Raw genomic sequence first — 18,351 nt, forward strand, 5'->3', positions numbered from 1 at the left:
TTATTTACGACCTTTTGTCTTAATCTCATTTACAATAAGCTCTACAAACTCATCAAACTTAACTGTTGTAGTGCCCTGCTCACCGTGAAGTCTGTAAGATACAGTACCCTCAGCCTCCTCGTTCTTGCCAAGTACTGCAAGGTAAGGAACCTTCTGAATCTGAGCTTCACGCATCTTGTAACCAAGCTTCTCTGAACGTGTATCAAACTCAACACGAACATCTGCATCTGCAAGCGCATCTACAAGCTTCTGTGAGTATGCATTAAGATCTGCATCATCATTCTTTACAGGAAGAACCTTAACCTGTGTAGGTGCAAGCCATGTAGGAAGGTTACCCTTTGTCTCCTCAAGAATGTATGCCATAAATCTATCAAGCGAGCCAAGGATAGCTCTGTGAATTACTACTGGTGTCTGCTTGTTAGAATCTGCATCTGTGTAAGTAAGATCAAACTTAGCTGGGAGGCAGAAATCAAGCTGGCAGGTAGAAAGTGTAATCTCATTACCGATAGCTGGCTTAACGTTAACATCAAGCTTTGGTCCGTAGAATGCAGCCTCGCCAATCTCCTCTGTGAACTCAATACCGATTTCCTGAAGAGTCTCACGAAGAGCCTGCTCTGCTGTGTTCCACATCTCATCATCCTGGTGATACTTCTTTGTATCTGCTGGGTCACGAAGTGAAAGAACGCATCTGTAATCTGTAATACCGAAATCCTCGTATGTGCTGAAGATAAGGTCGCATACACTCTTAACCTCAGACTTAATCTGCTCCTGTGTACAGAAGATATGTGAATCGTTCTGGCAGAAGTGACGTCCTCTCTCGATACCCTTAAGAGTTCCTGATGACTCGAAACGGAAATCATGAGCGATCTCAGCGATACGGATAGGAAGCTCCTTGTATGAATGTGGACGGTTTGCAAAAATTCTCATGTGGTGTGGGCAGTTCATAGGACGAAGAACAAAGTTCTCTCCCTCAACTTCCATAGCAGGGAACATATTCTCCTTGTAGTGATCCCAGTGACCAGATGTCTGGTAAAGCTGAACTGTACCAACGCAAGGTGTCATTACGTGAAGGTAACCAAGCTTGCGCTCCTTGTTGCGGATGTAATTCTCAAGCTCTGTCCAGATTGTGTAACCGTTTGGAAGGTACATTGGAAGTCCACGACCGATTAAATCATCAGCCATGAAAAGCTGCATATCCTTACCAATCTTTCTGTGATCACGCTCCTTAGCCTCCTCAAGAAGTGCAAGGTGCTCATCAAGCTGCTCCTGTGTTGGGAAGCAAACACCGTAAACACGGTTAAGAACCTGATTCTCGGCATCACCCTTCCAGTAAGCACCAGAGTGCTTAATAAGCTTGAAGTAACGGCAAAGCTTAACATTATCTACGTGAGGTCCACGGCAAAGATCAGTGAAATCGCCCTGATCGTAGCAAGAAATTGTCTGAGTGTCCTCATCCATGTTATTAATTAAGTCAATCTTGTATGGGTCATCCTTAAACATCTCAAGAGCCTCAGCCTTAGAGATTTCTCTTCTGTATATCTTGCAACCAGACTTTGCTACCTTCTTCATTTCCTTTTCGATTTTAGCAACGTCCTCATCTGTAAGCATAACATCACCAAGATCCATATCGTAATAGAAGCCTTCCTCTACTACCGGACCAACCCAAAACTTAGCGTTTGGATAAAGATGTTTTACAGCCTGTGCCATCATGTGAGCACATGAGTGATTTAGAGTATTTAATGACTCATCTTCTTTGAAATTAACCATTGTTTTTCTCCTTTTACTAATGAATGAAAAATGTAAATAACTACTGGTACTAAGGGTGTAAAACAAAAAAGCACCCATAGAACTGGCATCTAACCAATCCTAAGGGTGCGAATATACATTTCACACGGTTCCACCTTAGTGTTTCACTCATTTTGTCTTTAACGGAACTACCCGGAGACGCTTACGCAAATGCTTTCGCGCTCAGCTCGAGAATGGTGTTCATATAAGCTTCCACTAGACGCTTCCAGCCTAGGCGTCCTCTCTCTTAGCTTCCGCAAATACTACTGTTTCTGTCATCGCTTTTCTGTGGTATATCCTACCATAAATATTGTAATTCTACAAGATTAAAGGTTGATTTTACTATACTGAAGCTGATTACTACCAATAACTTCCTGAGTCGCCCCAATTGAATCAAGCTTGGCATTAATCTTTGACTGGAATTCATCATAAGGAATAAACTGAGCATCAGGTATAGTATCTATAAGTCTCTGATAGTCACTATCTGTGTATAGATTCGGAATGTCTGTAATTTCATTATAGTTGTCATCATATACTAAATACGAAAATACGATAGGAGCCATTTTATCTGCTGTGCTTTTCTCGGTCTGAAGCGAGTAAACTACAATATTTCCAGAAAGGCTTGAGGGATCTAAATCTTCTACACCATATCTGTAAGCCAGCATTGATAAATCGTATTCCTCTTCCTCATAATATCCATAAGAATAAGAACCGTCAGCCTTTATTATTCCACAATCATAACCATGGTTGCTGGCTCCATTGCTGCCTCCACCACTGATGAAGCCCTGATAATTAATTGAGGTTTCGCTTCTTGACCAGCAGCAATATGAGTACACAACCTGGATTTTTTCATCCATTTCCTTAAGAATAAACTCGATGCTTGAAGCTTCCTCTACTATTGGACAAGTGAATCTAAGAACCATCTCCTTATTTCCATCATTTCCGCAATCAAGATAAGCGTATTCTACTGATTCAACTTTTCCTTCGGCATAGTAATTATCAGGGTTGCTGAAGATTGCGTTCATATCTTCTACAAGCTCAGAGATTGTGTAATCATCCTTTGAAAGCTTACTAACAAACTCGTCCTGATAAGACTGGTATTCGTTGTCGAGATATACGTTCTTTTTGTAGTAATCAAAGCTAAGTTTACCTGTGCCGTTTATGAGGTTTTCATAGTTATTATCTGATGTTTCTTTTGCTGGCCCAGCTTCGTCAGATTTTTTCGTCTCTGTCGTTGAAGCTGCTGGAGTATTAATCCCTGTTGTCTCTTTCTGATTATTATTCTTTTGTAAGAATACATATCCAGCAAAGCCAATAATCATTATTATCGCAATTACGATAACCGCAATAGAAATTGCTCTTCTTTGTCTTCTACGTCTCTTTTTCATTTATCATTCCTCCATTACTGTCTCTATCAAATTGTCTTCTTTATCATAAACTAGCTTTAATGAAAAATAATCTTGTCTATCATTTAATAGTTTTAGGAAAGTTCTATCTCCCTCCCAGAGATTTAAATCCATCACCTTATCAATATCTACCCAGGTAAGTTCTCCCTCATCACAGGAATCTGTAATGGTGCCTGTGAAGTCATCACTGGTAAATAGGTGTGCATACTCAGTCTCATCTCCCATAACAAAGGTAATATGACCTCGCATTTTTGCACTGTTAAGTGTAAGACCGGTCTCCTCTTTTACTTCTCTTTTGATGCAATCAAGTGGAGATTCTCCTTCTTCGATATGACCTCCCACACCAATATATTTTCCAGAATTAATATCATGCTCCTTCTTGGTGCGATGAAGCATTAGATACTTGTTATCTTTAATTAAATAGCAAAGAGTTGTAAGTGTCATTTATAGTCCTTTCAACTTTTTTTATTAAAAAACATCACTAAAGTATTCTAATACAATAGTGATGCTTTTACCATCTTGTCATCTTAATCTTTCTTATAAATCAGCAAGAAACTGCTCCCAAGCATCAGGATTTTTCACATAATATATAGGACACTCTTTTCCTGTAACATCATAGTGTCTTATCACGTCCTCAGGCTTCATACCAAACTCCTTTAGAAGCCAGTCTGTTAATTTAATCAGAGAATCATAGGAAGCCTCAGTAAACTTTCCTGATTCATCAGGATGACAAACCTCTATAGAAATAGTGTCATGGTTTCGATGATTACTTGCTGAAGAACGCTCATAAAGTGGAACACAGTTGATTATCTCACCATCTATCCCCACCACAAAATGTGAGCAAACATCCGAATCCTCGTGATTATAAAAATCTCTATTCTGCTGTGCGGTTGTTCCTGGATTTCCCACATAATGAATTACTATATTATTGATTCCATCTAACCTAAGTCCTGTTCGCGATGGATTCCCCTCATCTATGTACTGCACATCAATCCAATCTGGAAGTTGAATATTCTCGGCTATCTCAAGCCTGTCTCTATGAAAAAAGTATTTATATCCTCCGAATACTAATCCGCCAAGAATCAACAATTCCATAATAAGGGTAAATAATCTTTTACGCCTTTTACTTCTTCTTTCTTTTCGTCTGTTTTCTCTTCCTTTGCTCATCTTTCTTGAGCCCATTATTCTCGCCTCTTTTCAACCAGTTTACACACTATAATATTCTAATACATTATAAAAGATAAGTCTTGATTTTCTCTTCAATCAATTTAACATCAAAGCTGATTCCAGCCGATTCAAAAGAAACTATTAAATTATCTCCTAAAACAAGCCCTGACTTTTCATATCTTAATAGCTTTTCCAAATTTGTTTCTGAATAATCCTTATCAGAAGCCAGTCCAAAATGTTCCCTATAGAATGTTTTTCTATTCCTGTCTATGTCCTTTTTCATGACAAAGGCAGGAAATCCTGCTAAAGCTTATATTTCAAACATGGAACAAATCATTTATTTCTCAGATATATATTCATCCACCCCTGCTTTATCCACCCTCACGCGTCCAGAATTCATCGTATAATAGATATGCCCTGCCGCGGTCTCCAGACGCGCTATCGCTTCAGCAGAAGGATGGCCATAGCGATTTACTTTTGCACAGCTGATAACAGCTACATCTGGTGATAGCACTTTTAAAAATGAAGAATCCGAGCTAAAGCGACTACCATGATGGCTAACTTTCAAGAAATTAACATGTCCAACAAGACCTGCGTCAGCAATTGCCTGCTCCTGCTCAGCAGCTATATCACCACCAAAGAAAGCATTATATTCATAGTGACCATCTAAATTCCTGTCATAATTCATAAGCAAACACAATGATAAAGCGTTTACATCATCAGAAACCATTCCCTCATATGGATAAACGCAGGTGAATGACAGGTGTTTGCTTCCACAGACGTCCCCCTGCTTCATATAGATTATGTTTGTCCTATTAAGCTCAGCCAATGTCAGTAGCTGCTTCAAAGTCTCTCCCTCAGGAATCTCTGCTGACAACACAATATTATCTATTCTGTATCCCTGTTCTAGTAATTCAATCACTCCTGAAACATGGTCTTCATCCATATGAGATACAAACCAATAATCAATTGAACCAGCTCCTTTATATTTCAAAAACGGTAAAAGTGTGTACTGACCAATTTCCTCGGTCGAAGTACTACCTCCATCGATAAAAAATCGAACTCCATCTCCTGAATTAATGTAGATTCCATCTCCCTGTCCAACATCAAGAATATCAATTTCGAAAGAGCCACGCGTAGGTGCCAGCCATAAAAAGGCAAGCAAAATAAGCAAAGAACTTTTGAGCAAGAACCTTTTCCCACGAAATTTATGACTTTTGGATCCAGAAACTTTTAAACAGATATCCAAACCATAAACAATAAATAATAGCGCCATATAATATGCCGCAACAAAACATATACTCTTAGTTCCAACCACTACATTTGAAAATGGCAATCCCTGGGCAAAATCAGAAATACACTCATAAAAATAAATTATGAAATGACAAGCAAATAAAAGTACTTTAGCAGCTGGCATAAATAGTAGTCCCACAAAACCTGCTATAATACCAGTTCCTAACAACAATGGCATTAATGGTAGTACCAGTAAATTCAAAAGTACTGAATATAAAGGTGTCTGATTATATAGCTGTGTAACAAGAGGCAACATTGCAACAAACATTCCAAAGGAAAATACCAGACTATTGAGAACATACATAATCGCCTTTTGTAGCAGAGACAGTCCCTCATAAAACTTTTCATGTGACTTTTTTGACTTTCTTTGATAAACATAATAATTCGTAAATGCGTTATTCAACGGCAAAACAAAATAATAAATTGAAAGGATTGCTCCAAAGGAAAAAATAAAACTTCCATTCTTGATATATAAAGGATTATCAATTATCAAAAAGTCAGCCATAACAGCCATCGCTGTTGGCATGTCGTAGCATTCTCCAGTTATCTGAGCCATAAGATAAACAAGAAACATTCCAATAGCTCTGATAGAAGATACACTTCCGCCAGTAATAAATCCATACACCACAGCAATTGCTCCGGCTGATAATCCGCAAGCAAGGAATCCAAAACCTCTCCTTCGAAGAAACTTATATAACGCCATGCAAATTACAGAAACATGTAGACCTGAAACTGCCAAAATATGAGCTATACCAACATTCTGAAAAAGAGATTTTAAATCCGTATTCAATCCGCTCTTTTCACCAATAACCACGCTGGATAAAAAACCTGCTTCTTCGCCAGGAAGGGACTGTTCGTATACCGATGAGATATGCTGTCTAAATCTATAAGCATAATCATTACCAACAAATAATCCGCATTGATAATCATAAAAATCTATATCCGTGATTTCAAAATAAAGCCCCAGCGAATTATAGTAATTCTTCATATCAAAGATGCCATCATTTGTTGCAACTGAAAAATGCTTCATCTTACCAACAATATTAAGTTTTGAATAATTGGGAATTATGTCCGATTCTAATTTAAAAATAAAAGATGTTTTTGAAAGTGATTCGCTTCCAGTGGTTGCAGAAGCGTTTTTTACATAATAAAGAACTTTGTCCTTTTTAACTTCCTTGTGATATATATATCCTTCGGCCTTGATCTGCTGCCCTTCTTCTATAAGAGCAGCAGCCTCAGCCTTATCATATACCCCCATAAAATCCCAGGGGGCATATGCACTAATTGAAATAATAAGAATAATCAACAAGGAAATCTTACAAAGCACACGACCTTGTAACATATAACCTCCTGTTATTCCTGTGTAGTATCCTCTTCTTCAGGGACATCCTCGTCCTCAGAGTAATACTCATCTTCTTCTATGTAAGTATCTTCTTCATCTAAAGAAGTAAAATTAATAATCGTATCGTTTCTAGGTACTGCGCCAGACAAATCAACATCCACATTAGATAAACGAGGTGTTTCACCATTTACCAAAATCTGAACCTGCTTGATACTATCCAATTCAGTAAGAGAATTAACTATTGAATATAGAGTAACATTCTCAGTAACGCCAGCAATTGCAGTCTCTAAAGTGGCATCGAAATTGGCAATACAAACACCATCTTCTGATACCGAGATAGAATTAAGCTTTGTGCCCGTTGGCAATGCAGATAAAAGTCTATTGTCATCAGGTCCCTTTAAAAGCTGTTCCATAACAAGCTTCTCGATGGAAACATTACGGCTGTAATACACCTGTCTGTTCTCTGCAACAACAGACATTCCATCTGCACTTGCAAAATACAAGGTAAGGGTTGTGGATAACAGTGAATCAGTTTCCTCTCCAAAATCTTCTATAAAGGTATCTGCCGTCATTGCTCCAACAGCTTCACCGCTGGAATCTACCAATGGCGAATTGTTAATGTAAAAAGAAACAGATTTAACCTTTTTTATCTGTACCAGTGATTTTACAATAGCTGCCCTAACCAAAACCTCAGTATACATATCCAACGAATCATAATCACCTACAAAATAGAGTTCTAAGGTGCCATCGTTGAGTTCCCAGCGTTTCAAATCAAGACCTGAAGGGATGGTTGTAATATATCCTATTTCTTCAGTATCCTTTCCAAGCATCTCTATAACTTCAGCTATCTGATGCTCGGTATCTGTCGCCTTAATATCGTAATCCACAGCTGTAATGCTGGTCTTATCCGTATTTACGTAGTAAATCTTAGAATCATATTCTCCAGAGCCTTTGCTACATCCAATCAAGGAAAGCATCAATGAACAAACAAGTATGAATCCTAAGAGTCTCTTCATCTTATTCATTAGCGCACCTCCTTTTCAATGTAATTCAGAGGGATACGCACATCAAAGGTAGAACCTTCACCAAGCTTTGAGCGCACCTTTACCTCGCCATTATGCATAGCAATGGCGCTCTTTGTGATAGCCAGGCCAAGGCCCGTTCCACCAATCTCCCTTGAATGAGATTTGTCTGCTCTGTAAAATCTCTCGAAGATATGATCTACAGAATCCTCAGGAATTCCAAGTCCATTATCTTCTACCTTAATATAGAAGAATTGATGATCCGAATTCAAGGAAATATGAACCCAGCCACCCTCGTCATTGTACTTAATTGCATTCTCAACAAGATTAGTAACCACAAGAGTAAACTTAACCTCATCCACCTCGGCAACAACAGGTCTGAAGGATTCAAATACTACTTCGATTCCTGCCTTTTCAGCAATAGGTTTAAGGCGCTTAAGAATATGCTCAATAAGCTCATTAATATTTAATGCTGAAACATTAAGCTGAGCACCACTTTTATCCATACGAACAAGACTAAGCAAATCATTAATAATCTTAGTCTCTCGATCGATTTCGTCGCCTATATCAACCATGAATTCTCTATACATCTCAATAGGAACATCCTCAGAACCATTAAGAGAATCCGCTAACACCTTCATAGAAGTAAGTGGAGTTTTAAGCTCATGAGACACGTTCGATACAAATTCCTGTCGAGACTGGTCGATAGCCTGAAGCTTCTTAAATACTTCATTAAACTTCTCAGAAATAATCTCAAGCTCAAGGAAGGACTTATTATCTGGAAGCTCATTTGAATACTCACGAATAATGGCATCCAAAGAATCAGAAAGCTTTGTCATTGGACGCGAAAAATAAATCGCTGATACAACAGCAATAATTATCGATAGAGAAACAATTATTACGGAGCCAATAAGAGCATAGGAAACATAATTATCCAAATTTGTATCAATATAATCCATTGATTTATTAATAACCAATGTACCCACTATATCATTATCTGAATTTGATAATGGAACTGATACGATAAGATATTTTGTATCTTCGTCATAATAATACAGAGAATCTCCCTGCATAGAATGAATGATATTTTCCCAAATAACTGTCTTACCAATATCTACGGAATACGAATCTTTAACTACCTTTAATGCTGAATTAACAATAAGAATTCGACCATTGTAGCTGTCGGCAATAGCCTTTAGTTCAGTGTCTAGCTCGGTATTTTCTTCACCAAGAATATATCCACTTGTAACTAACTGGCTATTGTACTGAGCAGCTTGGGCCATAAGATTTGTGGCATCAGTATGAATAGAGACTGATTTATATGCCCTCAATGAAATAGGCACACAAACCAAAAATGGAATGATGCCTATTAACAATATTATAAGTGCAATTTTAAATCCTAAACTATGAAAAGCAGAAAAGCTAAATTTATTTTTCATTAATAAAACTCTCTTTATAAGATAATCCTAAGGATTTACTGATAATAGTAGCCTACTCCCCATTTAGTACGAACGTACTTAGGCTCCTTTGGATTTGGTTCGATTTTCTCTCTAAGTCTACGAACATGTACATCAACTGTACGCTCATCGCCAGGATAATCTGTACCCCAAATCGTATGTAATAAATCCTCACGCGAAAATACCTTTTTAGGATTTGTCACTAAGAGTAACAGCATATCAAATTCCTTTGAAGTAAGATTGTACTCTTCTCCAAGAATAGTAAGTCTTCTATTGCTCTTATCGAGAACTAAATCACCATTTTCGATAATATTCTCTTCATTCTTATGCTCAGCTGATGCTGCCATACCAAGAGATGCTCTACGCATAATGGCCTTAATTCTTGCCTTAACCTCAAGAATGTTAAATGGCTTTGTAATATAGTCGTCAGCGCCATACTCCAATCCAAGAATCTTGTCCATGTCATCACCCTTTGCGGTGAGCATAACGATAGGCACTGTTGAAAATTCTCTGATGCTCTGACAAACTTCAAATCCGTCGAGCTTTGGAAGCATAACATCCAACAGAATCATATCGTAATGATTTGCAGTGGCAAGATCTAACGCCTCCTGTCCGTCATAAGCGCAGTCAACTTCCATGCCGTCCTGCTCCAATGAAAATCTGATTCCTTTCACAATAAGCTTCTCGTCGTCTACAACCAATACTTTCTTAGCCATAATTATCCTCGATTTACTAAATTTTTATTAGTGAATTAATTTGTTTGAAAATACCATCACCTATCCCAGATACATTCTTAATATCTTCTATAGAAGCAAAATTACCATTTGCATTTCTATAAGAAATTATCTGAGATGCCTTTGACTGTCCGATGCCCGGAAGTGTCATAAGCTCTGCTTCTGTGGCAGTATTCAAATTGATTAGTCCATCGTCATCAGATTCCTCTTCCGATAATAAAAGCTCTGCCCTTTCTTCTTTAGAATAGACATATATCTTCTGCCCGTCCTCAAGAAGCGAAGCTTGATTAATATCAGAATCGTCTGCCGAATCCAACAAACCACCTGCAGCATCTATTGCCGCATAGACCCTGGAATTGGATGGTAATTCATAGACTCCTGGCTTTACAACTGCGCCAGCAACCTGAACACAAATAATCTGAGAAACAACCTCTGGAATATCACTGGATATCTCATCCTGTTCCTCTGTGTTTTCCACCAATTCTGTGGATTGAAAATATGATTCGTGCCCGCAGCCAGTGAACATCAAAAGGCTACAAAGCACAAGAAATATATATTTTTTCATGCAATCTCCTATCTAAAATAAAAAAATTTTACATAGGAAATGTCAGTATCACTTGTACATTGTAGCCAATATTTTTAAATATTACAATACTTTTACGTTATTATTTCACGACTTTTTTCATAACTTTTTTCTCATGTGCCAAAAAATCTCGAATTTAAAGGAAAAAATCAAAAACTTTTTCTAGTTTTTCCTTGAATTCATCAACATCCTGCTCTGTAATTACAAGAGGAGGAAGAAGTCTAAGAACATCTTTTCCAGCCGAAAGAACAACAAGATGCTCCTCTAGAAGTGCTCTGGAAACCACATCCTTAACTGGAATTGTAAGAACAAGTCCCTGCATCAAACCAATTCCTCTTCTTTCAGTTATAAAGTCATATTTGTTTACAAAAACATCCAAAACCTCTTCCAGATAAGAAGCTATCTTCTGTACGTGTTCTGTAAGCTTATATTCCTGGAACATATCAAATACTTGCGAAACTGCTGTGGCGCAAAGTGGATTTCCTCCATAGGTAGTGCCATGATCCCCTGGAACCAAGGACTGCTCAGCCACTTTATCTGTTACACAAAAGGCTCCTACTGGAACACCATTTCCAAGTGCTTTTGCTGTGGTTAAAATATCTGGCTTGATGCCATATTGCTGGAAAGCGTACATACTTCCAGTACGTCCCATTCCGCACTGCACCTCATCTAAAATAAGAAGTATACCCTCATCATCACAAAGCTGACGTACCTTCTGAAGAAACTCTTTATCAGCTGGATATAATCCACCTTCTCCCTGAACGGTTTCCATGATGATTGCACAGGTTTTATCAGTAAGATTAGCAAGCACCGAACCAAAATCATTAAAGGTGGCGAATTTCACTCCAGACATTAATGGATAAAAAGGCTCTCTATAATGCTCTGTTCCTGTCACCGAAAGTGAGCCCACCGTACGTCCATGAAAACTATTTTCCATGGCGATTATCTCATAGTCTCCCTGACCTCTTCTTGTATAAGCATATTTTTTTGCAGTTTTGAGCGCGCCTTCAATTGCTTCCGCTCCAGAATTTGTAAAGAAAACCTTGTCCATTCCAGAAGCCTTTGAAAGCTTTTCCGCAGCCTCAATCATTGGAATATGATAGTAAAGATTTGAAGTATGAGTAATTCTCTTAAGCTGTGTGATAAGCGCATCCTCATAATCTTCATTTCCGTAACCAAAGGCCATTACACCAATTCCTGATGCAAAATCAAGGTATTCTTGGTCCAGCTCATCATATAGATGTACACCCTTGCCATAATCAAAAATTACAGGAAAACGATTATATACATGTAGTAAATTATTTTCTGCTTTTTCAATGTATTCCTTTTTATTCATCGTAATACCTCGTGTCCTTATTTCCGATAATAGCTGTTCCAATACCTTTATTAGTGAAGAATTCTAGCAACAGACAATGGGCAATTCTTCCATCCAAAATATGGACTCTGTTAACACCCTGCTCGATGGCATCTATACAATTGGTGAGCTTAGGAAGCATACCACCACCGATATAACCATCTCCGATAAGAGCTCTTGCCTCATCAACGGTCATCTCAGAAATAAGTGTTGATGGGTCGTCCTTATCCTTATATACTCCTTCGATATCTGTAAGGAAGGCAAGCTTTTCTGCATTTAAAGCCTTTGCAATGGCACAGGCAGCATCATCTGCGTTAATATTATAGGTTTCATAATTGTCGTCCATTCCTATAGGACATACGATAGGAAGAAAATCCTTCTCGAGAAGATCCTCGAGAATCTTTGGATTAACCTCTTTAATCTCACCAACAAAACCAATATCCTGACCATCTGAAAGCTTCTTATCTACCTTTAAAAGACCACCGTCTTTTCCAGATACACCGATAGCATTTACTCCAAGAGATTGAACGTTCTGAACAAGTGACTTATTAACCTTATTCAAAACCATTTCAGCAATTTCCATGGTAGCTTCATCTGTCTTTCTAAGACCATTGATAAACTCTGGCTTAATGCCATTCTTCTCTACCCATTTGCTAATTTCCTTGCCACCGCCATGTACAATAATAGGCTTAAAACCTACAAGCTTAAGCAAAGTAACATCCTGAATGACCTGCTTTTTTAATTCCTCATCAACCATGGCACTTCCGCCATACTTTACAATCATAATCTTTCGATTAAAACGCTGAATATAAGGTAATGCCTCAATCAAAACCTGGGCCTTATCCAATATTGGCTGCATACTGCTATCCATAAATCCTCCAATCCGCAGTTACACTAACAAGCCATATGATTAGTTCCGCTTACTACATGTAAGCTTCACTAATATATGAGCTTGTTAGCTACTGCTCATTTAAAAGTTATACTTAACTACGATAATCTGCATTTATTTTTACGTAATCGTATGTGAGGTCGCAGCCCCAGGCTGTTGCCTCAGCGTCTCCTTCATGCATATCAACGTAAACTGTAACCGCATCCGCTTTCATAATCTCTAAAGCTTTATCTTCATCAAAAACAATAGGTGTACCCTTATCAAAAACCTTCAGTTCGCCATTAACGCTTTTGAAATACAACTCCACATCGTTCTGGTCAAAATCTGCTCCAGAATAACCCATAGCACAAAGAAAACGACCAAAGTTTGCATCACATCCAAAGATAGCTGCTTTAGAGAGATTTGAACCCACGATAGCTCGTGCTAATGTCTTTGCATCTGCCACAGATTTTGCATTTACCACCTTTGCTTCAAAAAGCTTGCTTGCGCCCTCTCCATCGGCTGCCATTCTCTTAGCAAGATTCGTACATATGAAGTTAAGGGCTTCCTTAAAGCTTTCGTAATCGGCATCTTCGCTACTGATTATCTCATTACCAGCCAAACCATTTGCCATGCAAAGTAAAGTATCATTTGTAGAAGTATCGCCATCAACAGTAATCATGTTAAAACTGTCGGCAACCACCTCACTTACTGCCTTCTGAAGAAGAGTTTTCTCAATAGCTACATCCGTACCAAGAAATGCAAGCATGGTACACATATTAGGATGAATCATTCCTGAGCCCTTGCTCATACCACCAAGAGTGGCTGTAACTCCTCCTACTTGAAACTCAACAGCAATTTCTTTATTAACTGTATCTGTAGTCATAATAGCTTTTGATGCTGCAGTTCCTGCCTCAAGACTTTCATCAAGGTCAGGTGCCATTGCCTCAACACCAGCCACCAGCTTATCTACTGGAAGCTGCATTCCAATAACACCAGTTGATGCAACTGCCACTGAATCAAAGTTTACGCCTAAAGTCTTTTCTACTCCCTTTGCTGTAGCTTCACAGGCATCAAAACCTTCCTGACCAGTACAGGCATTTGCTATACCAGAATTTATTACTACAGCCTGAAGTGGCTTATTCGCTTTTACGATATTCATATCCCACTGAACACAGGCTGCCTTAACAACATTTGTTGTAAAAGTCCCTGCGCTGACACATGGAACCTCTGAATAAACCATTGCCATATCAGTACGTCCCTGATATTTAATGCCAGCCGCTGTGCTGGCTGCCTTAAACCCTTTTGCGGCTGTGATACCACCCTTTATCTCTTTCATAAAATTCTCCTATTTATTAAATGCTGTAATATTTGCTTCGTTTAATACGAAATCATAAACATTTAAATCATCACGCATTATCCATTGTTCAGCCTGCCAAAAGCCATTACCAAGCTTATTTTCTTTAAAAGCCACCAGCTGAATCTTATTAATTCCCTCTTCCTTCAATCTAATCATTGCTTCAGAAGCCATAGCTTTTCCAATACCGTGTTTACGATAATCCTCATGAACACAAACATGATAAAAGCATGCTCGTCTTCCATCATGTCCAACTAAAATGGAACCAACAATTTTATTATCTGAAACTGCTACCACTGAAAGCCCAGGGTTCCTCTTAAGCACTCGGGTTACACCTTCCCTAGAGTCGTCAAGACTTCGCATGGCAAAGCCATGGATTGTAGTCCAAAGCTGATAAACCTCATCATAATCGCTTTCCTCCATAGTTCTGATAGTGTAATTCATATGTACCCCTAAATCTAAAGTGACGTTAATGCTTTCATTTGTTGTAACCATAATAAAACTCCTATCTAAATGCCTACATGCCTATGAGTTATTGTGGGCTATAAGGAAAAGCCCACAATAATCCTGCTTTGCAGGACAACATTTCTCTTTCAGATAAATGTTGCTATTGTCCGTTTTTTGTTTTTCTGATGAAAAACAAAAACCTATGGGAACATTGGTGCAAAATCAAGTCCCATCTTTTCATCAAGTCCGAAAATAATATTCATGTTCTGAACTGCCTGTCCTGCAGCACCCTTAACAAGATTATCAAGTGCTCCCATCATAACGATTCGGCCTGTTCTCTCATCTATCTTGCAGCTCACATCTACGAAGTTGCTGCCCTCAACCCACTTTGTTTCAGGGCACTCACCATATTCAAGAACTCGAACAAAGAATTCATTATCATAGGCATCATGATATGCTTTCATTACCTCTTCCTTTGTAGGAAGTATTCCATCCTTTTTAACAAGGCTGGCATACTCTGTAACAAGGATTCCTCTATTCATAGGAACCAGATGCGGAGTGAAATTAATCATAATCTCCTGACCACAGGCATATCCAAGCTGTTCTTCAATTTCAGGTGTATGACGATGAGAGGTAACACCGTATGCCTTAATGCTCTCATTAACCTCGCAGTAAAGATTAGGAAGCTTTGCTCCTCGTCCCGCACCCGAAGTTCCTGACTTCGCATCTACAATAAGTGTGGATGGATCAATAAGTCCTGACTTCACTAACGGATATGCGGTAAGAATTGAACAGGTAGTATAGCAACCAGGATTTGCAATAAGTCTTGCCCCCTTTTCCTTATCTCTATTAATCTCACAAAGGCCATAAACAGCTTCTTCTATAAACTGTGGTGACTTATGTTCGAGGCCATACCATTTTTCGTATGTAGCAACATCCTTTATACGATAATCCGCAGAAAGATCAATCAGCTTACAGTTACTAAGAATCTCTTCAGTAAGAACTCCTGCTAAGTACCCCTGTGGTGTAGCTGTGAAAATAACATCTACCTGCTTTGATAATTCAACGATATTATCATCGAGGCATTTATCCTCAACCAAGGTGAACATATTTTTATATATAGAAGCAAATCGCTCATCTACATATGATCTGGAACCGTACCAAACGATTTCTGCCTCTGGATGACTGTATAACAACCTAACAATTTCTGCTCCCGCATAACCGGTAGCACCAATAATTCCTACCTTAATCATAGCTGTCCATTCCTTTTCTAAATTTGAGTAATTTTATACTTCCAATATGACTTGGAATAATTTAATATGATTGTAGTACTTCACTTTCACAAAGTAAAGTACTACAGTGAAATTTTATAAAATAATTTTGCATAAATATACATCTATATATCGACTAAATCAAGTATATTTTTAACATAATTCATTTTTATTCTCTAATTATGCATAAATTTCCACTTGAAATATCAAATTAAGTGGTGTATGATTTGTTCAAATTCAAGCGAATTAAAATTAATTTCTATAAAGGAGAAACATTATGGCACAGGAAAAAGTTGTACTTGCTTACTCAGGTGGTCTTGATACCACTGCTATCATTCCATGGCTCAAAGAGAATTATGGATATGAAGTTATTTGTTGTTGCATCGATTGTGGACAGGGCGAAGAATTAGATGGTCTCTCAGAGAGAGCTAAGGCCTCTGGTGCTTCTAAACTTTATATAGAAGATATTGTTGATGACTTCTGTGATAACTACATTGTACCTTGCGTACAGGCTGGTGCTATTTACGAGAATAAATATCTTCTTGGTACAGCTATGGCTCGTCCAGGAATTGCCGCTAAGCTTGTTGAAATTGCCAGAAAAGAAGGTGCTGTAGCAATCTGCCACGGTGCAACTGGTAAAGGAAATGATCAGATTCGTTTCGAGCTTGGTATTAAGGCGCTTGCTCCAGATATTAAGGTAATAGCTCCTTGGAGAAATGATAAATGGAAGCTCCAGTCTCGTCAGGACGAAATTGATTACTGTAAGGCTCACGGAATTGACCTTCCATTCTCAACAGATCAGTCTTACAGCCGTGACAGAAACCTTTGGCACATCAGTCATGAAGGTCTTGAGCTTGAAGATCCTTCACAGGAGCCAAACTATGATCACCTTCTTGTACTTACTACTCCACCAGAGAAAGCTCCAGATAAAGCTGAGTACGTAACAATGACTTTCGAAAAGGGTGTTCCAACTTCTGTAAATGGAAAGCAGATGAAGGTATCCGATATCATCAAAGAGCTCAATGAGATTGGCGGAAGAAATGGTATTGGAATCGTTGATATTGTAGAGAACCGTGTTGTTGGTATGAAGTCTCGTGGCGTATATGAGACACCAGGTGGCACTATCCTCATGGAGGCACATGCTCAGCTTGAAGAGCTTTGTCTCGACCGCGCGACAATGGAAATGAAAAAGGAAATGGGTAACAAGCTTGCCCAGGTTTGCTACGAAGGAAAATGGTTCACACCACTCTGTGATGCAATTCAGGCTTTTGTAAAATCTACACAGGAATATGTTACAGGTGAAGTTAAATTCAAGCTCTACAAGGGAAATATCATCAAAGCTGGTACAACATCACCTTACTCACTTTACTCTGAGAGTCTTGCAAGCTTCACAACAGGAGATCTTTATGACCACCACGACGCTGAAGGCTTCATAACACTTTGGGGACTTCCACTTAAAGTAAGAGCCATGAAGTTACAAGAAAATAAAAATATGAAATAAAAAAATGGGTTTCGCTAAAAAGGCGAAACCCATTTTTTTACTCTTCTGAATCCAAAGCGGCATCCATAATGTTCATGAGCTCCATTGCGCTACGAAAATTAATCTTCTCATCGCGATCTGCCCATGTAACCTGCCCCTGCCAGCTCTCATTCTCGCATTTATTAATATGTACTACGAAAGTTGCTTCTTTATTATTGTCTGCCATCACAACCACCTCCCGTGAATTCTAAAACTATAATAGCACATATTATGTTATATAAAACATTACTTTTTTAAATATTTTAAGTGTTTACTATTAAAATATAAATTTTATCCAAACTACCATCATAGATACCAAGTACATAATTCTCGCTATAATTATCATTTGGGTTCATATCAGCAAGATAGTATTTTCCAGTACTGATATTCATAAGATAATCATTTAAATCTTTATTATCTTCTGATAAACAAAATCTAATATGATTTTCATATTCTTCATCAGGTATCTCACTCCATGTGCTTATATTAATCTTTTTTTCATCATAATCCACAGAATAAAGCTCTATACCATCTCCATGAAAACCTCCTGCATCATTATATAATTCAGTAACATAGACATCTTCTAAATCAAGAAGATAAATAGCCTTTGCTAATTGAGGTCCATCTAAATACCCTGAACTAAAATAATAACTTGGAGTATGCATTAACCATTTTAAGGAAATAAATAATATGAAATATGCAAGCATAGTAAGGACTACTATCATTACTATTCTACCTTTAGTCAT

The 18,351-nt window shown here is 38.2% G+C and carries 18 protein-coding genes and 1 other annotated feature; of the genes, 1 reads left to right on the top strand and 17 read right to left on the bottom strand.

All coding sequences use genetic code 11. From position 1 onward, the window contains the following. The 15 genes from thrS to argC all read right to left on the bottom strand — a co-directional run bounded on the left by thrS (position 1) and on the right by argC (position 16,068). Complete coding sequence (thrS, locus tag BMZ41_RS01845; protein WP_090526577.1) at positions 1–1,767, bottom strand: threonine--tRNA ligase; 1,767 nt, start codon at positions 1,765–1,767, stop codon at positions 1–3. A 98-nt stretch (positions 1,768–1,865) separates the two neighbouring features. Next, positions 1,866–2,073, bottom strand: a binding site (T-box leader). A 38-nt stretch (positions 2,074–2,111) separates the two neighbouring features. Next, positions 2,112–3,173: a hypothetical protein gene (locus tag BMZ41_RS01850; RefSeq protein WP_090526579.1), complete on the bottom strand. Its 1,062-nt coding sequence runs from the start codon at positions 3,171–3,173 to the stop codon at positions 2,112–2,114. Between the two features lie 3 nt (positions 3,174–3,176). Beyond that, positions 3,177–3,635, bottom strand: coding sequence for an NUDIX hydrolase (locus BMZ41_RS01855; protein ID WP_090166161.1), 459 nt, complete (start codon positions 3,633–3,635; stop codon positions 3,177–3,179). Between the two features lie 93 nt (positions 3,636–3,728). Continuing rightward, positions 3,729–4,373 (bottom strand): peptidoglycan recognition protein family protein, encoded by a 645-nt coding sequence (locus tag BMZ41_RS01860; protein WP_036951799.1) that lies wholly within the window; start codon positions 4,371–4,373, stop codon positions 3,729–3,731. A 49-nt stretch (positions 4,374–4,422) separates the two neighbouring features. Further along, on the bottom strand, positions 4,423–4,641 hold the full coding sequence (locus tag BMZ41_RS01865) for a hypothetical protein (protein WP_090526581.1): 219 nt from the start codon (positions 4,639–4,641) through the stop codon (positions 4,423–4,425). 54 nt (positions 4,642–4,695) lie between these two features. Next, on the bottom strand, positions 4,696–6,993 hold the full coding sequence (locus BMZ41_RS01870; RefSeq protein ID WP_090526583.1) for a DNA internalization-related competence protein ComEC/Rec2: 2,298 nt from the start codon (positions 6,991–6,993) through the stop codon (positions 4,696–4,698). 11 nt (positions 6,994–7,004) lie between these two features. Next, on the bottom strand, positions 7,005–8,018 hold the full coding sequence (locus BMZ41_RS01875) for a GerMN domain-containing protein (protein WP_090166155.1): 1,014 nt from the start codon (positions 8,016–8,018) through the stop codon (positions 7,005–7,007). After that, on the bottom strand, positions 8,018–9,454 hold the full coding sequence (locus BMZ41_RS01880; protein ID WP_090526585.1) for a sensor histidine kinase: 1,437 nt from the start codon (positions 9,452–9,454) through the stop codon (positions 8,018–8,020). The genes BMZ41_RS01875 and BMZ41_RS01880 overlap by 1 nt, the downstream gene beginning before the upstream one ends. Before the next feature lie 35 nt (positions 9,455–9,489). After that, positions 9,490–10,188, bottom strand: coding sequence for a response regulator transcription factor (locus BMZ41_RS01885; RefSeq protein ID WP_090166148.1), 699 nt, complete (start codon positions 10,186–10,188; stop codon positions 9,490–9,492). Between the two features lie 16 nt (positions 10,189–10,204). Further along, positions 10,205–10,771, bottom strand: a complete 567-nt coding sequence (locus BMZ41_RS01890; protein ID WP_090526587.1) for a ComEA family DNA-binding protein — start codon at positions 10,769–10,771, stop codon at positions 10,205–10,207. Positions 10,772–10,925: 154 nt separating this feature from the next. Further along, entirely contained in the window at positions 10,926–12,125 is a 1,200-nt protein-coding gene (locus BMZ41_RS01895; protein WP_090166144.1) for an aspartate aminotransferase family protein, read from the bottom strand. Beyond that, entirely contained in the window at positions 12,118–13,014 is an 897-nt protein-coding gene (gene argB, locus BMZ41_RS01900) for an acetylglutamate kinase (RefSeq protein ID WP_090166142.1), read from the bottom strand. Before argB ends, BMZ41_RS01895 begins: the two co-directional genes overlap by 8 nt. Before the next feature lie 112 nt (positions 13,015–13,126). Then, on the bottom strand, positions 13,127–14,350 hold the full coding sequence (gene argJ, locus BMZ41_RS01905; RefSeq protein ID WP_090526589.1) for a bifunctional ornithine acetyltransferase/N-acetylglutamate synthase: 1,224 nt from the start codon (positions 14,348–14,350) through the stop codon (positions 13,127–13,129). Positions 14,351–14,359: 9 nt separating this feature from the next. Then, positions 14,360–14,812, bottom strand: a complete 453-nt coding sequence (locus BMZ41_RS01910) for a GNAT family N-acetyltransferase (RefSeq protein WP_090166750.1) — start codon at positions 14,810–14,812, stop codon at positions 14,360–14,362. A gap of 203 nt (positions 14,813–15,015) precedes the next feature. After that, positions 15,016–16,068: an N-acetyl-gamma-glutamyl-phosphate reductase gene (argC, locus tag BMZ41_RS01915; RefSeq protein ID WP_090526591.1), complete on the bottom strand. Its 1,053-nt coding sequence runs from the start codon at positions 16,066–16,068 to the stop codon at positions 15,016–15,018. Between the two features lie 295 nt (positions 16,069–16,363). Here argC and BMZ41_RS01920 point away from each other — a divergent pair, with 295 nt between their 5' ends. Next, complete coding sequence (locus tag BMZ41_RS01920) at positions 16,364–17,587, top strand: argininosuccinate synthase (RefSeq protein ID WP_072914598.1); 1,224 nt, start codon at positions 16,364–16,366, stop codon at positions 17,585–17,587. A gap of 37 nt (positions 17,588–17,624) precedes the next feature. Here BMZ41_RS01920 and BMZ41_RS15515 read toward each other — a convergent pair whose 3' ends face one another. Both BMZ41_RS15515 and BMZ41_RS01925 read right to left on the bottom strand, forming a co-directional pair. Further along, on the bottom strand, positions 17,625–17,792 hold the full coding sequence (locus BMZ41_RS15515; RefSeq protein ID WP_176754435.1) for a hypothetical protein: 168 nt from the start codon (positions 17,790–17,792) through the stop codon (positions 17,625–17,627). A gap of 76 nt (positions 17,793–17,868) precedes the next feature. Next, on the bottom strand, positions 17,869–18,351 hold the full coding sequence (locus BMZ41_RS01925; protein WP_090166137.1) for a hypothetical protein: 483 nt from the start codon (positions 18,349–18,351) through the stop codon (positions 17,869–17,871).

This window comes from Pseudobutyrivibrio sp. UC1225, assembly GCF_900115215.1.
Taxonomy (GTDB): Bacteria; Bacillota; Clostridia; order Lachnospirales; family Lachnospiraceae; genus Pseudobutyrivibrio.

Bases quoted from the DNA above. Each gene is read 5' to 3' on its own strand.
- argB (WP_090166142.1), bottom strand. From the start codon at position 13,014: ATGGATAGCAGTATGCAGCCAATATTGGATAAGGCCCAGGTTTTGATT.
- BMZ41_RS01855 (WP_090166161.1), bottom strand. From the start codon at position 3,635: ATGACACTTACAACTCTTTGCTATTTAATTAAAGATAACAAGTATCTA.
- argJ (WP_090526589.1), bottom strand. From the start codon at position 14,350: ATGAAAGAGATAAAGGGTGGTATCACAGCCGCAAAAGGGTTTAAGGCA.
- BMZ41_RS01895 (WP_090166144.1), bottom strand. From the start codon at position 12,125: ATGAATAAAAAGGAATACATTGAAAAAGCAGAAAATAATTTACTACAT.
- BMZ41_RS01870 (WP_090526583.1), bottom strand. From the start codon at position 6,993: ATGTTACAAGGTCGTGTGCTTTGTAAGATTTCCTTGTTGATTATTCTT.
- BMZ41_RS01925 (WP_090166137.1), bottom strand. From the start codon at position 18,351: ATGACTAAAGGTAGAATAGTAATGATAGTAGTCCTTACTATGCTTGCA.
- thrS (WP_090526577.1), bottom strand. From the start codon at position 1,767: ATGGTTAATTTCAAAGAAGATGAGTCATTAAATACTCTAAATCACTCA.
- BMZ41_RS01885 (WP_090166148.1), bottom strand. From the start codon at position 10,188: ATGGCTAAGAAAGTATTGGTTGTAGACGACGAGAAGCTTATTGTGAAA.
- BMZ41_RS01860 (WP_036951799.1), bottom strand. From the start codon at position 4,373: ATGGGCTCAAGAAAGATGAGCAAAGGAAGAGAAAACAGACGAAAAGAA.
- BMZ41_RS01850 (WP_090526579.1), bottom strand. From the start codon at position 3,173: ATGAAAAAGAGACGTAGAAGACAAAGAAGAGCAATTTCTATTGCGGTT.
- BMZ41_RS01890 (WP_090526587.1), bottom strand. From the start codon at position 10,771: ATGAAAAAATATATATTTCTTGTGCTTTGTAGCCTTTTGATGTTCACT.
- BMZ41_RS01865 (WP_090526581.1), bottom strand. From the start codon at position 4,641: ATGAAAAAGGACATAGACAGGAATAGAAAAACATTCTATAGGGAACAT.
- BMZ41_RS01910 (WP_090166750.1), bottom strand. From the start codon at position 14,812: ATGAATTACACTATCAGAACTATGGAGGAAAGCGATTATGATGAGGTT.
- argC (WP_090526591.1), bottom strand. From the start codon at position 16,068: ATGATTAAGGTAGGAATTATTGGTGCTACCGGTTATGCGGGAGCAGAA.
- BMZ41_RS01880 (WP_090526585.1), bottom strand. From the start codon at position 9,454: ATGAAAAATAAATTTAGCTTTTCTGCTTTTCATAGTTTAGGATTTAAA.
- BMZ41_RS01920 (WP_072914598.1), top strand. From the start codon at position 16,364: ATGGCACAGGAAAAAGTTGTACTTGCTTACTCAGGTGGTCTTGATACC.
- BMZ41_RS15515 (WP_176754435.1), bottom strand. From the start codon at position 17,792: ATGGCAGACAATAATAAAGAAGCAACTTTCGTAGTACATATTAATAAA.
- BMZ41_RS01875 (WP_090166155.1), bottom strand. From the start codon at position 8,018: ATGAATAAGATGAAGAGACTCTTAGGATTCATACTTGTTTGTTCATTG.